15 protein-coding genes are annotated in these 25,212 nt (G+C 37.2%); 11 read left to right on the forward strand and 4 right to left on the reverse strand.

The window, feature by feature from the left end:
* Positions 1-70: 70 nt before the first annotated feature.
* The 3 genes from dnaE (at position 71) to LC418_RS07885 (ending at position 9,988) form a co-directional block, all read left to right on the forward strand.
* Complete coding sequence (gene dnaE / locus LC418_RS07875) at positions 71-4,729, forward strand: DNA polymerase III subunit alpha (RefSeq protein WP_223558675.1); 4,659 nt, start codon at positions 71-73, stop codon at positions 4,727-4,729.
* Positions 4,730-5,060: 331 nt separating this feature from the next.
* Complete coding sequence (locus tag LC418_RS07880) at positions 5,061-8,159, forward strand: T9SS type A sorting domain-containing protein (protein WP_223558676.1); 3,099 nt, start codon at positions 5,061-5,063, stop codon at positions 8,157-8,159.
* Between the two features lie 236 nt (positions 8,160-8,395).
* Complete coding sequence (locus tag LC418_RS07885; protein WP_223558677.1) at positions 8,396-9,988, forward strand: GEVED domain-containing protein; 1,593 nt, start codon at positions 8,396-8,398, stop codon at positions 9,986-9,988.
* A gap of 260 nt (positions 9,989-10,248) precedes the next feature.
* On the opposite strand, the gene LC418_RS07890 is transcribed toward LC418_RS07885, so the two are convergent.
* Complete coding sequence (locus tag LC418_RS07890; RefSeq protein WP_111960938.1) at positions 10,249-11,076, reverse strand: ion transporter; 828 nt, start codon at positions 11,074-11,076, stop codon at positions 10,249-10,251.
* Positions 11,077-11,138: 62 nt separating this feature from the next.
* Here LC418_RS07890 and LC418_RS07895 point away from each other — a divergent pair, with 62 nt between their 5' ends.
* Complete coding sequence (locus LC418_RS07895) at positions 11,139-12,236, forward strand: Nif3-like dinuclear metal center hexameric protein (RefSeq protein ID WP_223558678.1); 1,098 nt, start codon at positions 11,139-11,141, stop codon at positions 12,234-12,236.
* 2 nt (positions 12,237-12,238) lie between these two features.
* Positions 12,239-13,015, forward strand: a complete 777-nt coding sequence (locus tag LC418_RS07900) for a zinc ribbon domain-containing protein (protein WP_111960940.1) — start codon at positions 12,239-12,241, stop codon at positions 13,013-13,015.
* 158 nt (positions 13,016-13,173) lie between these two features.
* On the opposite strand, the gene LC418_RS07905 is transcribed toward LC418_RS07900, so the two are convergent.
* A complete protein-coding gene (locus LC418_RS07905; protein WP_111960941.1) occupies positions 13,174-14,952 on the reverse strand; it encodes an AMP-dependent synthetase/ligase in 1,779 nt (592 codons plus the stop codon).
* Positions 14,953-15,172: 220 nt separating this feature from the next.
* On the opposite strand from LC418_RS07905, the gene LC418_RS07910 reads away from it, so the two are divergent.
* Positions 15,173-16,312 carry an acyl-CoA dehydrogenase gene (locus tag LC418_RS07910; RefSeq protein ID WP_062652654.1) on the forward strand — a complete coding sequence of 380 codons (1,140 nt, stop codon included), beginning with the start codon at positions 15,173-15,175 and terminating at the stop codon, positions 16,310-16,312.
* Between the two features lie 23 nt (positions 16,313-16,335).
* Positions 16,336-16,701, forward strand: coding sequence for a hypothetical protein (locus LC418_RS07915; protein WP_223558679.1), 366 nt, complete (start codon positions 16,336-16,338; stop codon positions 16,699-16,701).
* A gap of 244 nt (positions 16,702-16,945) precedes the next feature.
* On the opposite strand, the gene LC418_RS07920 is transcribed toward LC418_RS07915, so the two are convergent.
* Positions 16,946-17,890: a DUF4349 domain-containing protein gene (locus tag LC418_RS07920; RefSeq protein ID WP_223558680.1), complete on the reverse strand. Its 945-nt coding sequence runs from the start codon at positions 17,888-17,890 to the stop codon at positions 16,946-16,948.
* Positions 17,891-18,426: 536 nt separating this feature from the next.
* Between LC418_RS07920 and LC418_RS07925 the strand changes: the two genes are divergently transcribed.
* On the forward strand, positions 18,427-20,733 hold the full coding sequence (locus LC418_RS07925; protein WP_223558681.1) for a reprolysin-like metallopeptidase: 2,307 nt from the start codon (positions 18,427-18,429) through the stop codon (positions 20,731-20,733).
* A 64-nt stretch (positions 20,734-20,797) separates the two neighbouring features.
* On the opposite strand, the gene LC418_RS07930 is transcribed toward LC418_RS07925, so the two are convergent.
* Positions 20,798-22,393 carry a peptide chain release factor 3 gene (locus tag LC418_RS07930; RefSeq protein WP_223558682.1) on the reverse strand — a complete coding sequence of 532 codons (1,596 nt, stop codon included), beginning with the start codon at positions 22,391-22,393 and terminating at the stop codon, positions 20,798-20,800.
* A 334-nt stretch (positions 22,394-22,727) separates the two neighbouring features.
* Here LC418_RS07930 and LC418_RS07935 point away from each other — a divergent pair, with 334 nt between their 5' ends.
* The 3 genes from LC418_RS07935 (at position 22,728) to LC418_RS07945 (ending at position 25,205) form a co-directional block, all read left to right on the forward strand.
* Complete coding sequence (locus LC418_RS07935; protein WP_223558683.1) at positions 22,728-23,558, forward strand: CPBP family intramembrane glutamic endopeptidase; 831 nt, start codon at positions 22,728-22,730, stop codon at positions 23,556-23,558.
* A 57-nt stretch (positions 23,559-23,615) separates the two neighbouring features.
* Positions 23,616-24,203 carry an RdgB/HAM1 family non-canonical purine NTP pyrophosphatase gene (gene rdgB, locus LC418_RS07940; protein ID WP_262901771.1) on the forward strand — a complete coding sequence of 196 codons (588 nt, stop codon included), beginning with the start codon at positions 23,616-23,618 and terminating at the stop codon, positions 24,201-24,203.
* 87 nt (positions 24,204-24,290) lie between these two features.
* A complete protein-coding gene (locus LC418_RS07945) occupies positions 24,291-25,205 on the forward strand; it encodes a ribonuclease Z (protein ID WP_223558684.1) in 915 nt (304 codons plus the stop codon).
* Positions 25,206-25,212: the final 7 nt, after the last annotated feature.

The following is a 25,212-nucleotide window of genomic DNA, read 5'->3' on the forward strand; positions in this document are numbered from 1 at the left end:
TCATGATGTTCATTATTAGAAAAATTGAAGTAACTTTACATTCTCTTTTTTAAAAAAGTTAGAAACTTATATGTATTTAATTTTTGACACAGAAACAACCGGATTACCTAAAAATTTCAATGCACCGCTTTCAGATTCCGACAACTGGCCAAGAATGGTTCAGATTGCATGGCAGGTTCATGATGATGATGGTAGATTAATTGAAAATCAGGATTATATAATAAAACCTGAAGGGTATGATATTCCCTTCAACGCCGCAAGGATTCACGGAATTACTACTAAAATTGCTCAAGAAGAAGGCCGGGACCTGCAAGAGATTTTGGAAGAGTTTTCTAAAGTGCTGGACCGAGTAAGAATAGTGTCCGGACATAATGTAGAATTCGATTATAATATTGTAGGAGCAGAATTTTACAGGAAAAATTTAAAAGACAATCTTCAGGATAAACCTAAAGCTGATACGATGGTTTTGGGAACAGATTACTGTAAGCTTGGCGGTGGAAGAGGAGGAAGATATAAATCTCCGAAACTGGAAGAGTTGTACGAAAAGCTGTACGGTCACAAATTTGACGAAGCGCACAACGCTGCTGCCGACGTGAATGCGACTGCCCGGGTATTCTTTGAAATGATGAGAATAGGAGTAATCCCTGCTGAAGTACTGAAGATCTCTGAAGATCAGCTGAGTTACTTTAAAACCCTTTATCCGGACCCGATAAAGCCGTTTAATATTGTTATCAGAAGACAGGTTGCAGAATTTAATAATAAGAAAAAGCAATCTGATTTTGGAAGTATAGATGAAATTGATCTCGGAAAATATTTCAATTTTAACAGTCACAGTGTTTTCTCTACATTGATGGCTACTTCAAGCATCAATGACCTGATCAAAAAAGCTTCTGATGAAAACTTTCCCGCTGTGGGAATGGTAGATATCGGAAATATGATGGGAGCTTTTAAATTTGTTTCAGCAGTAGAATCTGCCAATTCGGACCGCTCTAAAAAGCATAAAGAGTTTCTTGCCAAAAAACAGGAAGCTGAAGAAAATGGAACAGAATTTACCGAGCAGGAACCTGTCTCAGCTCCGCTTATTCCTGTCGTGGGTTGTGAATTTTATATCTCAGACAGGTATGAGCAGAAGCAGTTTACAAAAGATGACCCGGACAGAAGAACCCAGGTTGTTCTTTTGGCAAAGGATTTTAACGGGTATAAAAACCTGGCAAAACTTTCGAGTATAGGATTTTTAAAAGGATTTTATTTTGGAGTTCCGAGGATTAGCAGAGAGCTGATCGCTGAATATAAAGAAGGTTTAATTGCTTTGACATCCGGGATTTTAGGGGATATCCCTGATGCCATTCTTAATACCGGAGAACAAAAAGGGGAGGAACTCTTCAAATGGTGGAAAGATACTTTCGGAGATGATTTCTATGTACAGCTTCAGAATCATAAACTGCCTGAAGAAGAGCATTTAAATGAAGTTTTATTGTACCTCGCAGATAAGTATAATACTAAAATACTGGCACAGAACGAAACATTCTATACCCATAAAGATGATGCAAATATCCAGGATATTGTAAGCTGTATCAAGGACGGTGAAAAATTAACCACACCTGTAGGAAAAGGCTTCGGAAAACGTAGAGGACTTACCACAGGAGAATATTATATTAAAAACAGTGATGAGATCAAGGAAGCATTTCTGGCTTACCCGGATGCTTTTGAGGCTTATGACGAATTTCTCGCAAAATTCAGTCCTTATACCTTAAAAAGGGACGTTCTCCTTCCTAAATTTGATATTCCGGAAGAGTTTATCCATGCGGAAGATGTAGTGGATGGCGGAAAAAGAGGAGAGATGGCGTATCTTACTCACCTAACCTATGAAGGTGCGAGAAAAAGATATACAGAAATTACAGAAGAAATTACAGAACGTCTTGACTTTGAACTTGACGTAATTGCCAATACCGGATATCCCGGATACTTTCTTATCGTACAGGATTTCTGTAACGAAGCCCGGAGCATGGGGGTTTGGGTCGGTCCCGGAAGAGGTTCTGCAGCTGGTTCTGCAGTAGCCTATTGTATTGGAATTACTAACGTTGACCCCATCAAGTACGATCTCCTTTTTGAGAGATTCCTGAATCCGGAAAGGGTTTCGATGCCTGATATTGATATTGACTTTGATGATGAAGGACGTGACAGGGTTATTAAGTGGGTAATTGAAAAATACGGACAGAGCCAGGTAGCACAGATCATTACCTATTCGGTTTTAGGTGGGAAATCTGCCATTAAAGACGCCGGAAGGGTATTGGATCTCCCGATACCCGATACCAATAATATCGCCAAACTGATTCCTGCCAGCCCCGGAATGAATATTGCTAAAGCTTTAGCTAAATATGATAAACTGAAGCCCGAAGAGCAGATGCTGGTGGATGAAATGAGAATGGTGCTGGATAACCCTGATGATCCCCGTTTTGATGTACTGGCAAGTGCCAAGAAAATGGAAGGATGTATCAGGAATACAGGGATTCATGCCTGTGGGGTGATTATTACTCCCGAGGATGTAAGTAATCTTGTTCCGATAACAATTGCAGCGAAAGATGCAGATATTTTAGTTTCCCAGTTTGACAACTCAGTAGCGGAAAGTGCAGGACTCTTGAAAATGGACTTCCTGGGACTCCGTACCCTGACGATCATTAAAGATGCCATGAAGCTGGTTAAGCAAAGGCATAATATAGATCTTGATCCGGACGAAATTCCGCTTGATGATACTAAAACATATCAGTTATTTAAAGAAGGAAGGACGATTGGGATTTTCCAGTATGAAAGTCCGGGGATGCAGAAATACATGAGAGAGCTTAAGCCTACCGTTTTTGCCGATCTTATTGCCATGAATGCCCTTTATCGTCCCGGTCCAATCAAATATATCCCGAACTTTATCAACAGAAAACACGGAATTGAAGAAATTGTTTATGACTTACCGGAAACCGAAGAATATTTAAAAGAAACCTACGGAATTACCGTATACCAGGAGCAGGTAATGCTTTTGTCCCAAAAGTTGGCCAACTTTACCAAAGGTGAAGCCGATACGCTGAGAAAAGCGATGGGTAAAAAGCAGATTGATGTTCTGAATAAAATGTATCCGAAATTCATTGAAGGAGGAAAGAAAAACAACCTTGATGAAGATCGTTTAAATAAAATTTGGAATGACTGGAAGGCTTTTGCTGAATATGCCTTCAACAAATCCCACTCAACCTGTTATGCATTGATTGCCTACCATACCGCTTATCTGAAAGCCAATTACCCGGCTGAATATATGGCGAGTGTGATGAGTAATAACATTAACAATACGGACTCTATCACCATGTTTATGGAGGACTGTAAAAGTATTGGAGTAGATGTTTTAGGACCCGACGTAAATGAATCCCAGTATAAATTCTCTGTAAACGAAAAAGGACAGATCCGTTTTGGTCTTGGAGCAATCAAAGGAATAGGAGAAGGGCCAAGTGAGGCGATTACAAGGGAAAGGGCTAATGGAAGATTCAAAAATATCTATGATTTCTTTGAAAGAATTCCTCCTTCCCAAATGAATAAAAGAGTAGCGGAAAGTTTAGTGCTTGCCGGAGCTTTTGATGAGCTCGGTTCCTATCACAGGGGTCAGTATTTTGATATTGATATGGCTGGAAAAACGAACCTGGAAAGATTGATCAGATACGGACAGAGTTTCCAGGAAAGTAAAAATGAAATGGAACATTCTCTTTTTGCTGATTTTGCTGATGAAGTACAGATTGAGCAGCCTAAACTGCTGCCATGCCCGGAATGGCCTAATATGCATAAACTTAACAAAGAAAAAGAAATCATAGGATTCTACCTGTCCGCTCATCCGCTGGATGAATTTAAATACCAGTTCCAGTTTATGCAGGGCAGACTTTCTAAAAAGACTGTGCTTGAAAAAGACGATGAAAAAGTGATTCCGGATGAAATTCCGATTTTAGAGAAAGATTCCCAGGATGAAACGGTAGACCTTATTGAGATTGTTTCTGATGATCTGTCAATAGGAGAAGAGGAAGTTATAGAGGAAGTGGTGAAGAAAGCTGAACCGAAAGGTAATTTCCTGTTTTTAAACCTTGATGAGGTGGATGCTTACAAAGAACAGGCTTTTTCCAATAAACAGGAAGAGCTTTTCGAGGAAAAAAAGAAAGACTGGAAAACGCTTCAGAAAGAAAGAGAGAACGGTGGTGGCGGAAAAGAGTATACCGTAGCAGGGCTAATCACTGAGTATAGAGTACAGGATGGATTCAGAAGTGGAGAAAAAGTGGCTTTTGTTACCTTGGAAGATTATTCGGGATCCTATTCTTTCAGGCTGGGAGACAGGGATTATATGCGTCTGAAGGAGAAATTAGAAGTTCAGAGATTTGTGATTTTCAAAATAAAATTTGCACAGGTCAAGGACGGAAGGGTTTTTGTTAACGTCAATGATGTTATCGAGCTTCAGGAAGCTTTTGAAAGATTTGCAAAAAGCATTTCCCTCGTTATGGATGTTATGGATGTCCGCCCTGAGGATCTTGACTTTTTTAGAAAAGTTCTTGACCGGAATAAAGGAAATCAGAAACTTAAATTCTTTATAAAAAATATTGAAGATGATTCCCAGATTGAAGTTCAGTCTATGAAACATTCTGTAGATCTGAACGGAGATCTGATTAAGGAAATTCAGCTTCTTAATAAATATGAATTCTATTTGAATTAAGAAAAGTGAAATATAAAATAAAAAGCGGCATTTTTTGCCGCTTTTTTTATTTAGAATTAAGTCGTTAATTGGTGAAAAATAAAATTATTTTTTATGTTAAATAAATAATTACTCCACTTTTTAGTGATTTTAATTTTAATATAATAAATTGAAAATCAGATTTTTAAATTTTTATCTTTATTTGATGATTTAATATTAAAACTAAATATATATTTTATTTTAGGTAATGATGTGTTTTGTTTATGATTTTGTCTTTAATTTTTTATGATAATTTTTGATATTAGATGAAATATTTGATTACTTTTACCCCCTAATTTTATTTTTACTACGTATGAAAAAACTTTTACTAACGTGCCTATTTTTTCTGATAGCCACTATTGTGAATGCCCAAATTACTTTGGGCAGTGGGACAACTACGGGAACATATCCTATAGCATCAAATTGGGGATATAATTATACTCAACAAATTATATCCAAAACAAAAATTAATGCGGATGCTCCTGGCTCTATTACTGGTCTGAAATTTTATTTACCTGCTACTGCTAATCTTGATAAATCAAATCAGTGGGAAGTGTTTGTAGGACATACTACTCTTACTGCTTTTGCTGGTACTGCAGCTTCAAACTGGATTGCTACATCAGCAATGACTCAGGTGTTTTCAGGTACTATTACCAATAATGCAGGAGTAGTGGAAGTTACTTTTACAACTCCATTTACATATAATAATATAGATAATCTTGTTATAGCAGTTCACGAGAATACTCCGAATTTTAACACTTCTTCAGATTATTTCTACGTATCTGCTTCCGGTACAACCAATAGCAGTATGTACTATAGAAATGATACAACAGATTTCAACCCAGCAGCTCCAGTTGCTGCGGGATCACGTGCTGCTACACTTTCTAATGTTACTCTTTTAGGCCTTACGCCCAATCCGATTCCAGGATGTCCTAGTGTATCTGCTCCGGCAGCAGCAGCAACAGGAGTTTCTGTTACTCCGGCTATTACATGGGGAGCAATTAGCAATGCTACAGGATATAGATTATCTATCGGAACTACTGCGGGAGGAACGGATGTACTGAATAATGCAGACCTAGGAAATGTTCTTACCTATACTCCTGCAACACTACTGAGTTATAATAAACAATATTTTTATACTGTAAATGCATATAATGGAGCAATTCCATCTGCAGGATGCAGTGAAAGATCTTTCACAACGTTAAATATCCCTTGTCCTACAGTTTCAGCACCAGCTTCAGCTGCTACAGGGGTATCTCTTACTCCGACTATTACCTGGGCTGCTGTAACAGGAGCTACAGGATATAAACTGAGAGTAGGGACCACTGCCGGTGGAACTGATATTGTAAATAATGCAGATCTAGGAAACGTAACTTCTTATACGTTCAGTTCTCCTTTATTAAACAATACTAAATACTATTACAGTGTTAATTCTTATGATGGAACTACAGCATCAGCTTCATGTTCTGAAAGAAATTTTACAACTGTTTGTGCTGCTTTATCAGCTCCTTTCTTAGAGTCATTCAATTCAGGGACTTTACCTAGCTGCTGGTCCAATTCCAGTACCAATAATACAAGTTACGCTTTATGGCAATTTACCGGTACTCAGGATTATGGTACTACAGGTAATGGAGCTTCGGGAACAGTTGCTTTTGTAGATGCATCTTCTCCTTACACTGGAATTCATGACGTTACTTTAACATCTCCTCAAATTAACTTGGCGGGACTTACAGTACCTTATGTTCAGTTTAAATGGTTTAAAAATCATGCAGCTTCTGCAGGAGGGACCCAGCCAGCTTATGATAATAACAAGCTTACTGTGCAGGTTAAAAATGTAACAGGTTCAACATGGGAAACTATCTTTACTTCATCTACCAACAGTACTTTATGGAGAACAGAAGGTGCTGTATTACCTGCTGCCTATAACGGAGCTACTATACAGGTGAGATTCGTTGTTGATAAAGATGTAGCCGGTAACGGATACTTCTATGATAACTTATTGTTAGATGATGTAGAAATAAAAGAGGCTCCTACATGTTTAGTTCCTATCACTCCTGTTGTTACGACAACTACAACTACAACAGCTACGATAGGTTGGACTGCACCAGCTACTGCACCAGGAAACGGATATGACATTTACTATAGTACTACAAATACAGCTCCTACAGCTGCATCTACACCAAATATGACATCTATTACAGGAACAAGTTATGTAATTAATGATGCTGTTACAGCTAGTACATATTATGTTTGGATAAGATCCCGTTGTTCCGCAAATGATCAAAGTGCTTGGGTAGGACCAGTTTCCTTTGCTCTGGTACCTGCAAATGATGACTGTGCAACAGCTGTTACTTTAACAGTAAACCCTGATACTACTTGTACTGCAACAACTGTAGGAAATACTTTAGGTGCTACCAATTCAAATGTACCTGTAGGTACTTGTTCAGGAACACCGGATGATGATGTTTGGTATTCTTTTGTAGCAGGATCTGCTGCTCATACAGTTTCTCTTTCTAATGTGGTTTCAACAGGAACTGCTTCATCTACAAGCTTATATACTCAAATATTTAGTGGTTCTTGTGGATCTTTAACGAGCATTAAGTGTGGAACAACAAATACTACAACAGTATCTGGATTAACAGTTGGGCAAACTTACTATGTAAGAGTTTATAACAGCAATGGTGCTGGATATAATAATAGCTTTAATATCTGTTTAAATACTCCACCACCGCCACCTGCAAATGATAATTGTTCATCTGCAGTAGATTTAATAGTAGGAACTACATTTGCTCAGAATGCTATAGTAGGAACTACTGTTAGTTCTACAAATACGCCTGCATTAACGGCTAGCTGCCTTACAACGCCAACAAATGTGGGAGGGAATGTATGGTACAAAGTAGTGGTTCCGGCTTCAGGTAAGATTACTCTTGAAACAGACACCAATACAGGTACAGCATTAACTGATACAGTAATTTCTGTATTTGCAGATTGTACAAGTACTACTTCTATTGCTTGTGATGATGATACAGGTAATGGGAATTTCTCTAAATTGTCATTGACAGGTCAAACACCGGGTGCTACATTATATGTTAGTGTTTGGAGATATTCTACAGCAACAGATGGACAATTCCAGATCTCAGCATATGATGCAAGTGCTTTGTCAACATCTGAAGTTTCAGGTGCTAAAAATGAGATCAAAGCTTATCCAAATCCTTTTGCAGATGTCTTGAATATTTCTGATATCTCTAAAGTGAAATCATTATCAGTTGTTGATCTTGCTGGAAGAGTAGTAAAAACAATTGATAATCCTTCTTCAGCTCTTCAGTTAGGAGACCTGAAACAAGGAATGTATCTTGTTACTCTAAACATGAAAGACGGATCAAAACAAACGATCAAAGCAATTAAGAAATAGAGTATTATTGATCATACTCAATAGAATAGCAGCTGAAAGGCTGCTATTTTTATGAATGCCATAGCCCCTTATTCAATGGTAGAATAGAGAGGCGCATTTTCAGTTTTTTACTGATGAAATTTAAACTTGAGAATATATAATCAAAGAGACGGCTTTTTAACTGTCTCTTTTTCTATTTGATAAAGTTTTAATGTATTTTTTTTATTAGATTTGTTTAAACCATAAAAAAATATTACATGAAAAAGCTTTTACTTGTGAATTTAATAACGATTAGTGCATTTGCCTTTGCTCAGACCTATTGCACACCTGTATTTCCGAGCGAATGTAGTGGAGGAGATATGATCGACAGTTTTACGATTCCATCGGCGGGATTCAGTCATCTTGATACGGGATGCTCCCAGGGCTCATATGGAGACTATACAGCCCAAACAATTAACCTGAATGCAGGTCTCAGTTATGCATTTTCTGTTACTCATGAATATTCCAGTCAATATGTACGTATCTGGATAGATTTTGACAATAACGGAACCTTTGATGATGCGGCACCGGAACTGGTAGCAACAGGAAGCAGTACCGGACCGGATGATAATTCAGTTACCAATAGCAATATAACTATTCCTGCAACAGTTACACCGGGAACCTACAGAATGAGAGTGGGGGACCGTTTTAACAATGAACCGGAACCATGCAACACATTAGGCTACGGAGAAGCACATGATTATACTGTAGTGATTGGAGCTGCACCGAGCTGTCTGGCACCAGGTAACTTGTCTGCGGGTACCCTAACTGCCAACTCAGCTGTTATTTCATGGGCAGCTTCTACAAGTACAGTAGGAGTAGGGTATGAATATTATTATTCCTCAACGAATACAGTTCCAACGAGCACTACTGTAGCATCAGGAAGTGTAGGTGCTTCGGTTTTATCTGCGCCTTTGTCTGCATTAACTCCTGCCACTACTTATTATGTATGGGTAAGGTCTGTATGCAGCACTTCCGATAAAAGCGCATGGTCTTTAAGTACATCATTTACAACTGATTGTGCCGCAATAGTTCCTACTGCTGCTTATACCAATGATTTTTCAACATTCCCCGGAAATTGCTGGGAACAGGCTTCTGGTGGAGACCCGGCTACAGGATCTACTGATACAGATGAATTATGGTCTGATGGAGACTTCCTGAATGAAGGAAATAATAATAATTCTGCTAAAATAAATCTTTATTACAACGAAACCATAGCGTGGCTAAAGACGGTACCTTTCAACCTTTCAGCAGGAGGATACAGAGTGAAATTCGATTATGGGGTAACAGCATTTTTAGATACCACTGCTTCGGCTATGGGATCTGATGATGTGATTCAGTTCTTGGTTTCAAATGATGGAGGGACTACGTGGACTGTTCTGCAGACATGGAATGCGGCTAATGCACCATCCAATACTTCTACAGCTTATTCTTACGATCTTACTTCCTATACGGGAGCCAATACTGTATTTGCATTTTATGCTTCTGAAGGTACTGTAAATGATGCTGAAGATTATGAATTCTTTGTTGATAATTTTAAAGTAGAGACTGCAACATTAGCAACATCCGAGGTTTCCAAAGAAAAAGAAGATGTTAAAGCATACCCGAATCCTTTTACTGATGTATTGAATATTTCAAAAGCAGATCTTGTAAAGTCAGTTTCTGTATCTGATGTTTCCGGACGATTGTTAAAAACTATTGAAAATCCATCTTCTGCTCTTCATTTAGGGGATCTTAAACAAGGATTGTATTTCATTACTTTAAATATGAAAGACGGTTCAAGGCAGATGATCAAAGCGATCAAGAAATAATAAAATAACCATATTAAACTAAAAAGACGGCAATTGCCGTCTTTTTTATATTAGCGTCACTTATTGGGTACTGGTTGTATATCTCCTGTGTTCATTTGTTCAAAGACGGCAGGGAAAAACATCACGAGTATAAAATAAATAATGATCATTAATACAACTAAAGAGAAAAGAATAATGACCAGGCTGTTAGGCTTATTTTTCTTTTGTGGTTCCATGATTTTTGTGGTATTTGGTTAACAGATTAATATCAATACCAAATACTAAGCTAATTTCTTGCCACACTGTTTGCAGTACCGTGCATCATCATCTATATCTTCATTGCCGCATTGGTCGCAGATCTTCTCCAGATTCTGTCTTTTGTTGCGCATTTCTGCCGTTACAATTCCTGTAGGAACTGCAATAATAGAATAACCTGCAAGCATTAAAATAACAGCAAAAAATTTACCCATCGGAGTGATAGGAGAGACATCTCCATAACCAACGGTAGTTACCGTAACCACTGCCCAGTAAATAGATTGTGGAATCGTTTCAAAGCCGGGTCTTCCGCCCTCCACCATAAACATAAGCGAACCTACGATCACTGAAAAAATAATCAGGAACAAAAGGAAAATATAGATCTTTCTGGAACTGTTCTTTAAGGCACGAACGATAAGGTAACCATCGTTCATAAAATCCAGAAGATTGAAGATTCTGAAAATTCTCAGCATCCTCAGCATCCTGAAGATTAAGAAATACTTGGTAACAGGAAAGAAAAAGCTAAGGTAAAAAGGAACCAGTGCAAGAAAATCTATGATTCCGAAAAAGCTGAAAATATAATTTTTTTTATTCTTCACAACGCTGATGCGCATCCAGTATTCAATTGTGAAAAAAATAGAAATAATCCATTCCAGGATCAGAAAGGTGTAGTGAAATCTTTTGTCAAGCTGAGGAACACTCTCCATCATAATAATGGCAGTGCTTATCAGAATAAGGGATAATAAGGTGATGTCGAATAATTTGCCTAGTTTGGTATCAGCACGGTAGATAACCCTGTAAAGAAATCTTTTCCAAAGTTTGTCTTCAGGAACAAGATTATGTTCTCTTTCCATTTTTTACTATTTTTTAAAATTAACAAATTATCGTTATTTTCGTAGCAAACATACAGAATAAAATGACAATAAGCGAAGTAATTTCAAAAATAGAAAACCGTATTCCCCTGCAGCAGGCAGAAGATTTTGACAATGTAGGATTGCTGTGTGGTGTCCCGGACCGAAATGTCAGCGGAATTCTGGTGTGCCACGATGCTTTGGAAAATGTTGTAGAGGAGGCTATCCAGAAAAACTGCAATCTGATTGTATGTTTTCATCCTATTATTTTTTCCGGATTAAAATCTCTGACCGGGAAAAATTATGTGGAAAGAGCTGTATTGAAAGCAATTGAAAATAAAATTGCCATTTATGCCATTCACACTGCATTTGATAATGATTTCTTTGGGGTCAACCATAAGATCTGCAGTCAATTGGGATTAAAAGATCTCAGGATTCTTCAGCCTAAGAAAAATAATTTAAAACAGCTGAGCGTATTTGTTCCGAAAGACCATTCGGAAAAAGTGAAAGAAGCGCTATTCACTGCAGGAGCAGGAAATATAGGTTTTTACGATGAATGCAGCTTTACTCTTAATGGAAACGGAACATTCAGGCCTGTTGAAGGTTCAAATCCGTTTTCCGGACAGCAGAATATCCGTGAAAATGCCGATGAAGATATGATTTCCGTTATTTTTGAAGATTATAAAAAAGGAAAGATCATTTCAGCAATGAAGGCTGTGCATCCCTATGAAGAAGTAGCCTATCAGGTATATCAGCTGGACAATGAAAATCACCATTCAGGCTTGGGAATGTATGGGGAACTTGCCGAAGAAATGGATGAACAGGACTTTTTAAGAATGGTAAAAGAAAAATTTGGACTAGAAGTCATTAAACATTCCAATTTTATCCATAAAAAAATCAGAAGAGTAGGTGTTCTCGGTGGGTCCGGAGCAAGCGGAATAAAAGCTGCTTTATCGCAAAAATGCGACGCTTATCTTACAGGAGATATCAAATACCATGATTATTTCCAGGCAGAATCCAAAATGTTGATCTGTGACATAGGCCATTATGAATCCGAACAATTTGTAACTCAACAATTATTTGAAATTTTGTCACAAAAATTTAGTACATTTGCAATTTCAAAATCTATTGAAAAAACCAACCCAGTAAATTATTTCATTTAAATATGGCAAAAACCAACGATATTTCAGTTGAAGAAAAATTAAGAGCTTTATACGATTTGCAGATCATTGATTCAAGATTGGATGAAATCCGAAATACTAGAGGAGAATTGCCAATTGAAGTTGAAGATCTTGAAATTGAGATCGAAGGACTTGAAAAAAGAGCTGAAAAATTTCATGCAGATATCAAAGATCAGGAAGATCAGATCAAAACAAAGCATGAAGTAATTAACCATGCAAAAACTTTAATTGAAAAGTACAAATCTCAGCAGGATAATGTAAGAAACAATAAAGAGTTTGAAGCATTAGGAAAAGAAATGGAATTCCAGGATCTTGAAATTCAGCTTGCTGAAAAAAGAATTAAAGAATTCGGAGTTAAAATTGCTCACAAAAATGAAACTTTAAGCGAACTTAACGAGAAAATCAAAGATCTGAAAAACCATTTGAAATTCAAGAAGGAAGAATTGGATGATCTTGTGTCTGAAACTCAGAAAGAAGAAGAATACTTAATAGAGCAGTCTAAAGAGTATGCAGGTAAAATTGATGAAAGATTACTTTCTTCGTATAACAGAATCAGAAAGAGCTCTATCAACGGATTGGCTGTTGTAGGATTAGAAAGAGGAGCACCAAAAGGGTCGTTCTTTACTATTCCTCCTCAGAAGCAGATGGAAATTGCTCAGAGAAAGAAAATCATTATTGATGAGCATTCTGGAAAAATCCTTGTAGATGACGAATTGGTAATGGAAGAAAACGAAAGAATGAAATCTGTAATTAAATTCTAATTACAATTCAAAATAATAAAAATGTGCTTCAGCAATGAAGCACATTTTTTGTTTAACATATACATAACTGGAAATTCAAAAGGTGGAAGGCTTTAATCCTGTCACAATATAAGGATATTAAAAAAGCTGCTTCATTTCTGAAACAGCTTATTGTATTTTTACTCTTGATGCTCGTACATTTTATTATACAGATCTATGAATTTCTCTTTTATTGCTTTTCTTTTAAGCTTTAAGGTAGGAGTAAGCAGTCCTGTATCAATGGCCCATATCTCAGGGGTCAGTTCGATTTTTTTGATCTTTTCCCAGTTTCCGAGATGCTCATTGATATTTTCCATCTCCTTTTCAATTCTTTCCTTTAATTCAGGGCTTTTTGCAATTTCTGCAGGGGTAGAGCCTATATTCAGATTATTTCTCATTGCCCAGCTTTTAGCAAACTCAAAATCAGGCTGTACCAAAGCACACGGCATTTTTTCACCGTCTCCTACTACCATGATCTGTTCAATGAATTTTGAAGCTTTTGCCTGGTTTTCAATTGTCTGAGGGGCAATGTATTTTCCGCCTGAAGTTTTAAACATTTCTTTTTTACGGTCAGTGATCTGCAGGAATCCTTCACTGTCGATATGTCCTATATCTCCTGTTTTGAAAAATCCGTCCTCAGTAAAAGCTTCTTTTGTCATAGTTTCAGCTTTAAAATAGCCTTTAAAGACAGAAGGTCCTTTTACTGTAATTTCACCATCTTCCTGGATTTTTACCTGAAGGTTGTCCAATGGTCTGCCCACGGTACCGATCTTCATTTTATCAAAACTGTTTACAGAAATAACCGGCGAAGTTTCGGTTAAGCCATATCCTTCTAAAATAGGAATGCCGGCATTCTGAAACATCAGGTTTAATCTTGTCGATAAAGCTGCAGAACCGGAAACTAAAGTAATGATTTCTCCACCCAGACCTTCTCTCCATTTAGAAAATACCAGTTTATCCGCAATAATTCCCTGTAATCCTGAAGGTTTGGAGATTTCTTTTTTCTTGCTGATCAGATTTAAAGCCCAGAAGAATATCTTTGATTTAAGCCCTCCGGCTGAAGAACCTGTGTTGTAAATTTTATCATATACCTTTTCCACCAGCCTGGGTACCACACTCATATAATGCGGTTTTACTTCTTTTACATTTTCCCCCATTTTATCAATGCTTTCAGCGAAATAAACCGAAAAACCATTGTACTGGAAAAGATAAAAAAGCATCCTTTCAAAAATATGGCATATAGGAAGGAAGCTCAGCACCCTCGTATCCTTGTAATCCAGGCTTTTTTTCTTAGGAATTCTAGGAACAGAGCCTAAAACGTTAGAAACAATATTATGATGGGTCAGCATTACTCCTTTCGGTCTTCCTGTAGTGCCTGAAGTGTAAATAATGGTAGCCAGATCCTCAGAATTGATGGCATTGGAAAGATCCTCCACCTCAATCTGGGTAGAATCGTCCTCACCAAGATCCAGAATTTCTCTCCAGTTGGCTGCCCCGCTTATCGTATCAAAAGTGAAAATTCCCTGTAGTGAAGGGATATTATGTTTCACCTTCATTACTTTATTAAGCAATTCTTTATCAGATACAAAACAATACTGTATTTCAGCATTATTAAATATGAACTCATAATCTTCAGCAGAAATACTCGGATAAACCGGAACGGAAACCACACCGATTTGAGACAGTCCAAAATCCATAACTGCCCATTCCGTACGGGAATTGGTGGTGATCAGAGCAATCTTGTCACCAGGTTTTATACCCAGCTTCAAAAGCCCCCTGGATATTTTATTTCCCTGATTGATAAATTCTAACGTTGAGGTTTTTTTCCATTCACCCTGATATTTGGTCACAAACATATCTGCTTTAGGAAATTTCTCCAAAGCATAATGTGGAATATCGAATAATCTTTTGATTGTCATGATTTTTTAAGCAATTTTTAAAGAATTTTAAATATAAGCATTTTTTTTAACTGTAGTAATCAGAAATCATCAATTGACAATTAATTGAATGCCTGCCATAATATTAGGGGCTTTTACCAATTATTCTGCGGAAATTTAAAGGAGTCTGTCCCTTACTTCCAATTCTATTTTCAGATTTGGTTAAAAAGTGTAAATTTACGGCTACTAATTATTATTTTTTATGGACTTTAATTTATCGGAAGAACAGCTGATGATTCAGCAGGCTGCAAGAGATTTTGCACAAAATGAACTATTACCTGAAGTTATAGAAAGAGACCGCGATCAGAAATTTCCTACAGAGCAAGTAAAGAAAATGGGTGAAATGGGGCTTTTGGGAATGATGGTAGATCCTAAGTACGGAGGAGCAGGGATGGATAGCGTTTCTTACGTTTTGGCAATGGAGGAGATCGCAAAAATAGATGCTTCTGCAGCTGTGGTAATGTCCGTAAATAACTCTCTGGTATGTGCAGGTCTTGAAAAATTTGCTTCCGAAGAACAGAAAGTGAAATATCTTACTCCTCTTGCCAGTGGAAAAGTAATTGGCGCTTTTGCATTATCTGAGCCTGAAGCAGGTTCTGATGCTACTTCCCAAAAAACAACCGCAGAAGATAAGGGAGATTATTATCTTTTAAATGGTATCAAGAACTGGATCACGAACGGTGGTACGGCTTCTTACTATATTGTCATCGCACAGACAGATCCTGAGAAAAAACATAAAGGAATTAACGCTTTCATCGTTGAAAGAGGATGGGAAGGTTTTGAAGTTGGTGTGAAGGAAGATAAACTGGGAATCAGAGGAAGTGATACGCACTCTTTGATCTTCAATAACGTAAAAGTACCTAAGGAAAACAGAATCGGGGAAGACGGATTCGGATTCAATTTTGCTATGGCAGTATTGAACGGAGGAAGAATCGGTATTGCTTCTCAGGCATTGGGTATTGCTTCAGGAGCTTATGAACTGGCTTTAAAATATGCTAAAACAAGAAAAGCTTTCAAAACTGAAATCATTAATCACCAGGCAATTGCATTTAAATTAGCAGATATGGCTACCCAGATTACTGCAGCAAGAATGTTATGTTTCAAAGCTGCATGTGAGAAAGATGCCGGTAAAGATATTTCTGAAAGCGGTGCAATGGCAAAATTATACGCTTCCCAGGTGGCAATGGATACTACCATTGAGGCAGTACAGATCCACGGTGGATACGGATATGTGAAAGAATACCACGTAGAAAGAATGATGAGAGATGCGAAAATCACGCAGATCTACGAAGGTACTTCTGAGATTCAGAAAATTGTAATTTCAAGAAGCATCGCCAAATAAATTAATATAAAAACACACTGCTTATGAAAAAAACTTTGTGGATCAGCCTCGGGGTAATACTTTTTCTGATAGGGGTAACGGTATGGTATAAATACTATTTCGTCTTTGGAGAAGGAGTAAAGTCCGGCTATCTGAATTATGCCATGAAAAAAGGCTATGTTTTCAAAACCTATGAAGGAAAACTCATCCAGGAAGGTTTTGGAAAAGGAAAAACAGGAACCATTACAAGCTATGAATTTGAATTTTCGGTAGAAGATCCTGAAATTTTTAAACAGCTGGAAACCAACAGCGGCAAAACTTTCGATCTTCATTATAAGGAATACAATGGAGCGCTTCCGTGGAGAGGAAACACAAAGTTTATCGTAGACAAAATAGTGAACATGAAATAGCGAAAGGCTCCCATCGGGAGCCTTTCTTATTACAAACCACTTTTATAATATACCTTTAACCAGGCTGAATACATGGTGTATCCTGTTGATTAAATACATACTTATTTAAATTCCTACGAAATAACTTCCGTAACTGACCAATACCATCAACCATGAATATTTAAATATACAAAGAACAAATTCGGCAGGGATTTGATTTTTATTAAAATAATATTAAAAAATCCATCTTTCGATGGATTTTGTTTTATTGGAGATTGTTGTCCGTGTTTTTTTTCTTTTTATAGAAATAGTATCCTATTCCGCCGATCAGGAATAATGGCCAGAGCGGAAGAATGAAAAGAAAGACCGATGTGATCACATTCCATCCTGATGAAACTGCTGCCAGTGATTTTTCGCCGAAAGTTTTAGGTTCTTTTTCGAAACTCGATTTATCAGTAAGAGTCACTGTTATTGTACATAGGGTATTCTCTGCGTAGTTGTTTCCGGAAACCTGTATACTTTTAGTTTCAATATCTCCAATCTCACTTAGGTCATTCATTAAACTGTCAAAATTACGGATAGGAACTTTAACGTCCATATAATATACCTTTTGGTTGTTTTCTTCGTACGAAGAGTTTCTGTTGGCTGCTTCTGTCGTAACATAAGAAAGCTCTTCGCTTTTTACATAACCGTTATTTTTTATGATTTCATCTTTTACAAGTTCCTTTACCGTTTCTGCATGGTCAGCTTTTATAGAAAGAATACCTGTTTTCACCATTTTATTTTTAAGCTCATAAGCATCATTCTGAGGTTTGTCCTTATAAACAATTTGGGTTTCTTTAATTACTTTTGGAGCAGGGACATTCACCACAATTTTTTCGGCTTTTTTCTGTGCCGAATCTTTTTTCTCGATCTTTGATTCCAGTTTTGTTGAAGCAATTTTATCGGTTAAAGAGTCAACCATCTTAGACGTATTTTCTATTTTCTGCTGAATTTCGCCTTTGGCATCTTCAAAATCTTTTATTCTGACGTTAGCAGAATCCAGAACCTTGTCCGCAGTATTGTTGATGGAATTGATAGTTTCATTTACTGCAGCAGCCGTACTGTCTGCCGTATGAATAGTATCTTCTATTTGAGATTTTGTCGCTTCTGCTTTTTTACACATAATGAAAGTGCTGGATACAGCCACCAGTAATAGGTACTTTTTCATAACATTAATTTTTTTGATGATGTAAAATTAGTGGTGAACAGAAGCATACTTTTGTAAATAGAAAGTATTATTCCGGTAAAATTTTAATGGATTGAAAATCATTGTATTGGATCTGTTTTACAAAAGATTTACAAAAACAGAATGGATGAAAATTATCTTCAACAATGAATTAAATGATTAATTTTTTATAATTATGAGGTTAAAAAAATAAAGCTTTATGAAAAATGAGTAGAAGAGTAAGCTGTTTTTTTATTAGTACTTGGCATTTTTTTCTACCGGATAGTGGTAATGGTTTATTATATTTTGGGATTGTTTTATAATAATTTAACATTTTTTTTGAAAAATAACATTCAAATGCTGATTCTGAATATTATAATATTTACATTTGCTTTTTAAGATTTTTATAATGAAAGGAGTGTATTTTGTTCTCATTTTTAATAGTGTAATGATCCACATTTGTTAATGATGAAATTATATTATTTAATATTAAAAAGATAAGCACAGTAATAATAAGTTTAAAAAAAAAGAAAAACTATATGAAAAAACAAATACTTTTGATGGGGATATTTCTTATTTCCAATGTTTTTTTAGCACAAACAAGCAGACTTTGGAAGGAAGCGTCTCAAAAAAATACTTCGGAAATCTTTGAAAATAAGACCAGCATTCTTCACCCCAAAATTTACAATCTTGATTTTGATAATTTAAAGAATGTTTTAGCGAAAGCACCCAAAAGATTTGCTGTTAAAGGAAAGTCTGATGTTATTGTTTCTTTCCCAAATTCTAATGGCAACCTTGAAAGTTTCAAAGTAAGAGAAAACTCAAATTTCGATCCTGAATTAGCAGCAAAATATCCGGATATTAAATCTTATGTTGGTGTAGGTGATGATGACCCTAGTTCTACTATTTATTTCAGTATTTCACCATTGGGATTATCTTCAATGGAGATTTATGGAAACAAATCAGCGGTTTTTATCGAGCCATATACAAAAGACCTTTCAACTTATGTTGTTTATAAAAAATCAGATAAAAAAGAGAGTTTAGATAAGTTTGAATGTACTGTGCTGGATGTTGCTCAAAAAGGCCTAGATAATTCTGATCTTACGGCAAGACCCAATGCTGATGATGGAAAATTAAGAACTTTCAGATTAGCCTTATCTTGTACAGGTGAATATACAACCTATTTCGGAGGAACAGTAGCGGGTGCATTGGCAGCGATGAACAATACAATGACTCGTGTAAATGGAGTTTTTGAAAAAGATTTCTCTGCAAGAATGATCATTATTGCAAACAATAATGCTGTAATTTATACTGACGCAGCTACAGATCCTTATTCTCCTTCAGCCCAAATGAATAACTGGAATGCTCAGTTACAGAATACTTTAACTGCGACGATTGGAGAAGCAAACTACGATATCGGCCATTTATTTGGGGCAACTGGTGGTGGTGGAAATGCTGGTTGTATTGGTTGCGTTTGTACCAATGGATCAAAAGGAAGTGGATATACTTCCCCGGCAAATGCTATTCCATCTGGTGATAGTTTTGATATTGATTATGTTGCCCATGAAATGGGGCATCAGTTTGGAGGAAATCATACATTTTCTCATAATATTGAATCAGCAGGGGTAAATATGGAGCCCGGTTCAGGATCTACAATTATGGGGTATGCAGGGATTACCAACCAGGATGTGCAACAACATTCAGATCCATTTTTTCATGCTATAAGTATTCAGCAGATTACCAATAATATTAAAACAAAAACCTGCCCGGTAATTACAAATACCGGAAATGCTATTCCTACAGCTGATGCAGGATTAGATTATATCATTCCGAAGGGCACTCCATTTATGCTTACAGGAACGGGCACTGACGGAGATGGAGATGCTCTAACCTATATTTGGGAGCAAATGGATAAAGCTGTTGCTGGACAAACCGGAGCAAATTCTGCGGCAACTGCGACAAAAGCTTCTGGTCCTACTTTCAGATCTTGGACTCCACAAACTACTCCTATTAGATATTTTCCAACAATGACTTCAGTATTAGCTGGAGCAACTACTACTCAAGGCTTGGCAATTCCTGTAGAAGCTTTATCAAATGTTGCCAGAACCTATAACTTCAGGTTTACCACTCGTGACAATAGAGCGGGAGGTTCTGGAAACAATTCTGATGATATGGTAGTTACAGTGAATGCAGCTGCAGGCCCGTTTACCGTAACTTCACAAAATACTACTGGCGTTGTTTGGACTGAAGGTCAGTCATATGCAATTACATGGAATGTTGCCAATACAACAACGGCACCGATAAGCGCACCTAATGTAACAATCCTGTTGTCAAAAGACGGCGGTCTCACGTTCCCAACTGTTTTGGTGGCAAGCACTCCTAATACAGGTTCTTATAATTATACTGTTCCAGGCGGTCTTGGTACAATTTCCAATAATGCCAGAATTATGGTAAAAGCTGTTAATAATATATTCTTTAATGTCAATTTACAGAACTTTACAATTAATTCATCAGTGGTAGTAAACCCACCACCAAATCCAAGAGATCCGGTAACAGTCCCTACAAGAGTTTACCAGGGACTGATGATATATCCCGTGCCTTCCAACGATGGGTATGTGTATATCAAAGCTGATTTCCCTAGACAGGTTCCACTTCGTCCTTATGTTATTACCTACGAATTATTTTCAATGGATGGAAAGCTGATTGTTCCTAAAAAGACCAAATATATATTTGATCAACTTTTGGAACAGATTAACTTAAAACATTTGCCTACCGAATCCTATATGATTCATGTTACTGTAGACGGAGAGAAAATTGTTAAGAAATTAATGATGATACCTAAGTAAACTATCCAAATAAATTATATAAAAAAACCGTTCATCTGAACGGTTTTTTATTTTTTATTGCAATTTAGTCTTGTTGAAATTCACTGATGAAATGCAGCTTCACATTCGGGAATTTTTCCTGAGTCATGTGAATCGTAAACGAAGAATCTGCGAGGAATACAAGCTGATCATATTTATCTCTGGCAAGGAAACGCTGCTTTAATCTTGCAAACTCCTTAAACTCGTCAGATTTTTCATCTGCTTCCACCCAGCACGCCTTATGCATAGAAAGAGGTTCGTAGGTACATTTGGCACCATATTCATGCTCCAAACGGTATTGGATAACCTCATACTGAAGTGCCCCTACAGTTCCGATGATCTTTCTGCCGTTCATTTCAAGCGTAAATAATTGGGCAACTCCTTCATCCATGAGCTGATCAATACCTTTGGCCAACTGTTTAGCTTTAAGCGGATCGCTGTTGTTGATATAACGGAAGTGTTCCGGAGAAAAGCTTGGCACTCCTTTGAAGCTCAGTTTTTCACCTCCTGTTAACGTATCACCGATCCTGAAACTTCCTGTATCATGAAGACCAACAATATCCCCAGGGAAACTTTCATCCACAACCTCTTTTTTATCAGCAAAGAATGCATTAGGGGAAGAGAATTTCATTTTTTTGCCTTCTCTTACCAACAGGTAATTTTCATTTCTTCTGAATGTTCCCGAAACAATTTTTACGAATGCAAGTCTGTCTCTGTGCTTCGGATCCATGTTCGCGTGGATCTTGAAAACGAATCCTGTAAAATTATTCTCTTCCGGCTTTACAAGTCGTATGTCACTTTCTTTAGGCTGTGGCATTGGAGCAATTTCAATAAATGCATCCAATAGTTCACGCACTCCAAAATTATTTAAAGCCGAACCAAAGAAAACCGGCTGTAAATCACCGTTCATATATTCTTCGCGGCTGAATTCAGGATAAACAGACTGTACAAGCTCAAGCTCATCTCTCAGGTTTTGAGCAGCTTTTTCACCGATCACCTCATCCATTGAAGGATCATTGATATCGTCAAACTTAACCGTTTCACCAACTCTTTGCTTCTTTTCTTCAAGAAACAGCTGGATATTATTTTCCCAGATATTATAAATACCCTGGAAATCACTTCCCATACCGATCGGGATAGATAGCGGAACCACTCTTAACCCCAATTTCTGTTCCACTTCATCCAGAAGATCAAATGCATCCTTACCCTCACGGTCCAGTTTATTAATGAAAACAAGCATTGGGATGTTTCTCATTCTGCAGACTTTTACTAATTTTTCAGTCTGTTCCTCAACTCCTTTTGCAACGTCAATGACAACGATCACAGAGTCTACGGCAGTTAAAGTTCTGTAAGTATCTTCAGCAAAGTCTTTGTGACCTGGTGTATCCAGGATGTTGATCTTGTGATCTTTATATTCAAAAGCCAATACGGAAGTCGCTACAGAGATCCCTCTCTGTCTTTCGATTTCCATAAAGTCGGAGGTAGCTCCTTTTTTTATTTTGTTGGATTTTACCGCACCGGCTTCCTGGATAGCACCCCCGAAAAGAAGTAACTTTTCCGTAAGAGTTGTTTTTCCGGCATCCGGGTGGGAAATGATCCCGAAAGTCTTTCTTTTTTGTATTTCTTTGATTAAGTCTGACATAGTGTATTTTGAAGTTGCAAAAATCGGGATTTTTTATGAGGTTTCAAATAATTTGGGAGAATAAGTTGCGGGATCCGGGTTTGAGTGTGGGAGAGTGGTAGAGTGATAGGGTTTTTAGAGGTTCAAGAGAAGATGTAGGATGATAATTATTAATATTATACAGTTGGGAGAAAATAATGCAATTATCTTCAAATACAGTATTTCCATTAAAAAATTCTCTCACTCTCCCATACTCAGATCCGGCACCGTACCTGTGTCCAAGAATTTCCTTTTTTAGTTGCCTAGGGCTTTCAAAAAAATTATCTTTGTTTTTACAAACTTACAGAGAAAAAGTATGGAGAATAGCAGGTATCCGAAGTTTACCTTTACATGGATCGGCGGTCTTGTTTTAGTGGCAGGATTATTTATAGGAACAATGGCTGTTTCTTTTTTCGGCAGTTTTTGGAAAATTGCTTTTAGGGAAAACCTTGAACTGAAAGACTGGTTCCTGATGGTGACCAATGCTGTAGGTTTTCTGACTGCTATTGCTTTTTTCGATTTTTTCATTGTAAGACCTTCAACCGGGAAAAAACTGAACTTCAATTTTTCTCCTACGAATTTTTCTACCTACCTCCTGATATTTCCTATGATGATGGGTATGATGCTCATTTCAGAATTCATAACATCTCTTATTCCTACCACAGGGCCGTTCTGGGGAAAATACTATGAGTTTTTCTCAAAGCTTATGGAGCAGCTGACTTTTGAACCGGTCATCATGATCATTATGACCGTGATCATGGCCCCTATTTTTGAAGAAATTATTTTCAGGGGGATTATCCAGAAAGGACTTATCAATAAAGGGGTAGATCCACGAAGAGCTATTTTTTATGCATCCGTTATTTTTGGGCTGGTTCACGGAAATCCATGGCAGTTTGTAGGAGCCGTATTGCTGGGATGTGTATTGGGGTTTGTTTACTATAAAACAAAATCGCTATTACTGCCGATGCTGTTGCATGGGTTTAATAATCTGTGTTCTTCATTGTTGGTTACCTACACCAAAAGTGAGAGCTTTGCAGACGCTTTTAAAATTTCCGAATGGGTTATTCTGGCTGTTGGGATTGTACTTTTTTCTTTGTTCTATTATCTTTTTACGAAAAAGTATAAAGTACATTACGCTGAAATTTAACAAAATTCGGATATAAAATTAACCGTAAATGATACGGAAAAAACAAATTGAGCAAAAATGAATATAGATATGGAATTATTGGTTGCCACACACAACGAACACAAAAAAGAAGAGATCCAGCAGATTCTGGGAAATCATTTTACAGTAAAAAGTCTTACCGATTATAATATTCATGAAGAAATTGTAGAAGATGGCGACTCTTTCAATGCCAACGCCCTGATCAAAGCAAAATACTGTTTTGAAAAAACCGGAATCCCAAGTTTGGGAGACGACAGCGGACTTGCTGTTGAAGCTTTGGACGGAAGACCCGGAATTTTTTCTGCACGTTATGCAGGAGATCATGATTTTGCTAAAAATATCGAAAAGGTTTTAAGCGAGCTGGAAGGTCAGGAAAATAGAAAAGCCTATTTCATTACGGTTCTATGTTACTATGACGAGAATGGAGCCCGTTATTTTGAAGGAAAAGTTCACGGAAATTTACTCACAGAAAATAAAGGACATAAGGGTTTTGGATATGATCCCATCTTTGTTCCCGAAGGACATGACAGGACTTTTGCAGAAATGAATCCTGAAGACAAAAACAAAATAAGTCACCGCAAACAGGCATTGGATCTGTTTCTGGACTTCCTTAAAGTAAAAGAATAATTAATTCTATGCGGGTCGTATTTAAACTGACATCCAAAAGATATGTTTAAATTTTCTGTCGTACATTTGTTATAATAAACTATTGATTTGAGTACTTATTTAACGATATTAGGCTTTAATTCAGCTATTCCGACCATTAATTCTTCGCCCACGGCACAGCTGCTGGAAATGGAAGAGAGACATTTTCTGATCGATTGCGGAGAAGGAACCCAGGTACAGCTGAGAAAGGCGAAAGCGAGATTTTCAAAGATCAATCATATCTTTATATCACATCTTCACGGTGATCACTGTTTCGGTCTTCCCGGACTTATCGCCTCTTTCCGTTTGCTCGGAAGGGATATTCCTCTGCATGTTTATGGCCCGAAAGGAATCAAAAAAATGCTGGAAACCATCTTTACCATTACGGAAACGCATCGTGGTTTTGAAGTGGTTTATCATGAGCTGGATAAAGACTATTCCGAAAAAATTTATGAAGACAGCAGGGTAGAAGTATATACCATCCCGCTGGATCACAGAATATACTGTAACGGTTACCTTTTTAAAGAAAAACCTAAAGACAGGCACCTCAATATGAAGGAAATCGCCAAATACAACGAAATAGAAACCTGTGATTACCACAATATAAAAGCAGGCAAAGATATTGTGCTGAGCGATGGCTATGTTCTCAAAAATGAAGTATTAACCTTGGATCCGGCACCTCCTGTTTCCTATGCTTTCTGCAGCGATACCCGGTATCTTGAATCGGTACTTCCGATTATTAAAAATGTAACGGTTCTGTATCACGAATCCACTTTCCTCCATGACCTGAAAGAAATGGCAGACTATACCGGACATTCAACAGCTTTGGAGGCGGCAATGATAGCCCAGAAAGCTGAAGTGGGAAAACTGATCCTGGGTCATTTCTCAAACCGGTATGCAGACCTTACGGTATTTACGGACGAAGCCAGAAATGTTTTTCCCAACACCTTCCTGCCAAAAGCACTGGAAAGCGTAAAAATTTAAAACCTGT

Origin of the sequence: Chryseobacterium lathyri (assembly GCF_019970085.1) — a bacterium.
Taxonomy (GTDB): domain Bacteria; phylum Bacteroidota; class Bacteroidia; order Flavobacteriales; family Weeksellaceae; genus Chryseobacterium; species Chryseobacterium lathyri.

Bases quoted from the DNA above. Each gene is read 5' to 3' on its own strand.
- dnaE (WP_223558675.1), top strand. From the start codon at position 71: ATGTATTTAATTTTTGACACAGAAACAACCGGATTACCTAAAAATTTC.
- LC418_RS07880 (WP_223558676.1), top strand. From the start codon at position 5,061: ATGAAAAAACTTTTACTAACGTGCCTATTTTTTCTGATAGCCACTATT.
- LC418_RS07885 (WP_223558677.1), top strand. From the start codon at position 8,396: ATGAAAAAGCTTTTACTTGTGAATTTAATAACGATTAGTGCATTTGCC.
- LC418_RS07890 (WP_111960938.1), bottom strand. From the start codon at position 11,076: ATGGAAAGAGAACATAATCTTGTTCCTGAAGACAAACTTTGGAAAAGA.
- LC418_RS07895 (WP_223558678.1), top strand. From the start codon at position 11,139: ATGACAATAAGCGAAGTAATTTCAAAAATAGAAAACCGTATTCCCCTG.
- LC418_RS07900 (WP_111960940.1), top strand. From the start codon at position 12,239: ATGGCAAAAACCAACGATATTTCAGTTGAAGAAAAATTAAGAGCTTTA.
- LC418_RS07905 (WP_111960941.1), bottom strand. From the start codon at position 14,952: ATGACAATCAAAAGATTATTCGATATTCCACATTATGCTTTGGAGAAA.
- LC418_RS07910 (WP_062652654.1), top strand. From the start codon at position 15,173: ATGGACTTTAATTTATCGGAAGAACAGCTGATGATTCAGCAGGCTGCA.
- LC418_RS07915 (WP_223558679.1), top strand. From the start codon at position 16,336: ATGAAAAAAACTTTGTGGATCAGCCTCGGGGTAATACTTTTTCTGATA.
- LC418_RS07920 (WP_223558680.1), bottom strand. From the start codon at position 17,890: ATGAAAAAGTACCTATTACTGGTGGCTGTATCCAGCACTTTCATTATG.
- LC418_RS07925 (WP_223558681.1), top strand. From the start codon at position 18,427: ATGAAAAAACAAATACTTTTGATGGGGATATTTCTTATTTCCAATGTT.
- LC418_RS07930 (WP_223558682.1), bottom strand. From the start codon at position 22,393: ATGTCAGACTTAATCAAAGAAATACAAAAAAGAAAGACTTTCGGGATC.
- LC418_RS07935 (WP_223558683.1), top strand. From the start codon at position 22,728: ATGGAGAATAGCAGGTATCCGAAGTTTACCTTTACATGGATCGGCGGT.
- rdgB (WP_262901771.1), top strand. From the start codon at position 23,616: ATGAATATAGATATGGAATTATTGGTTGCCACACACAACGAACACAAA.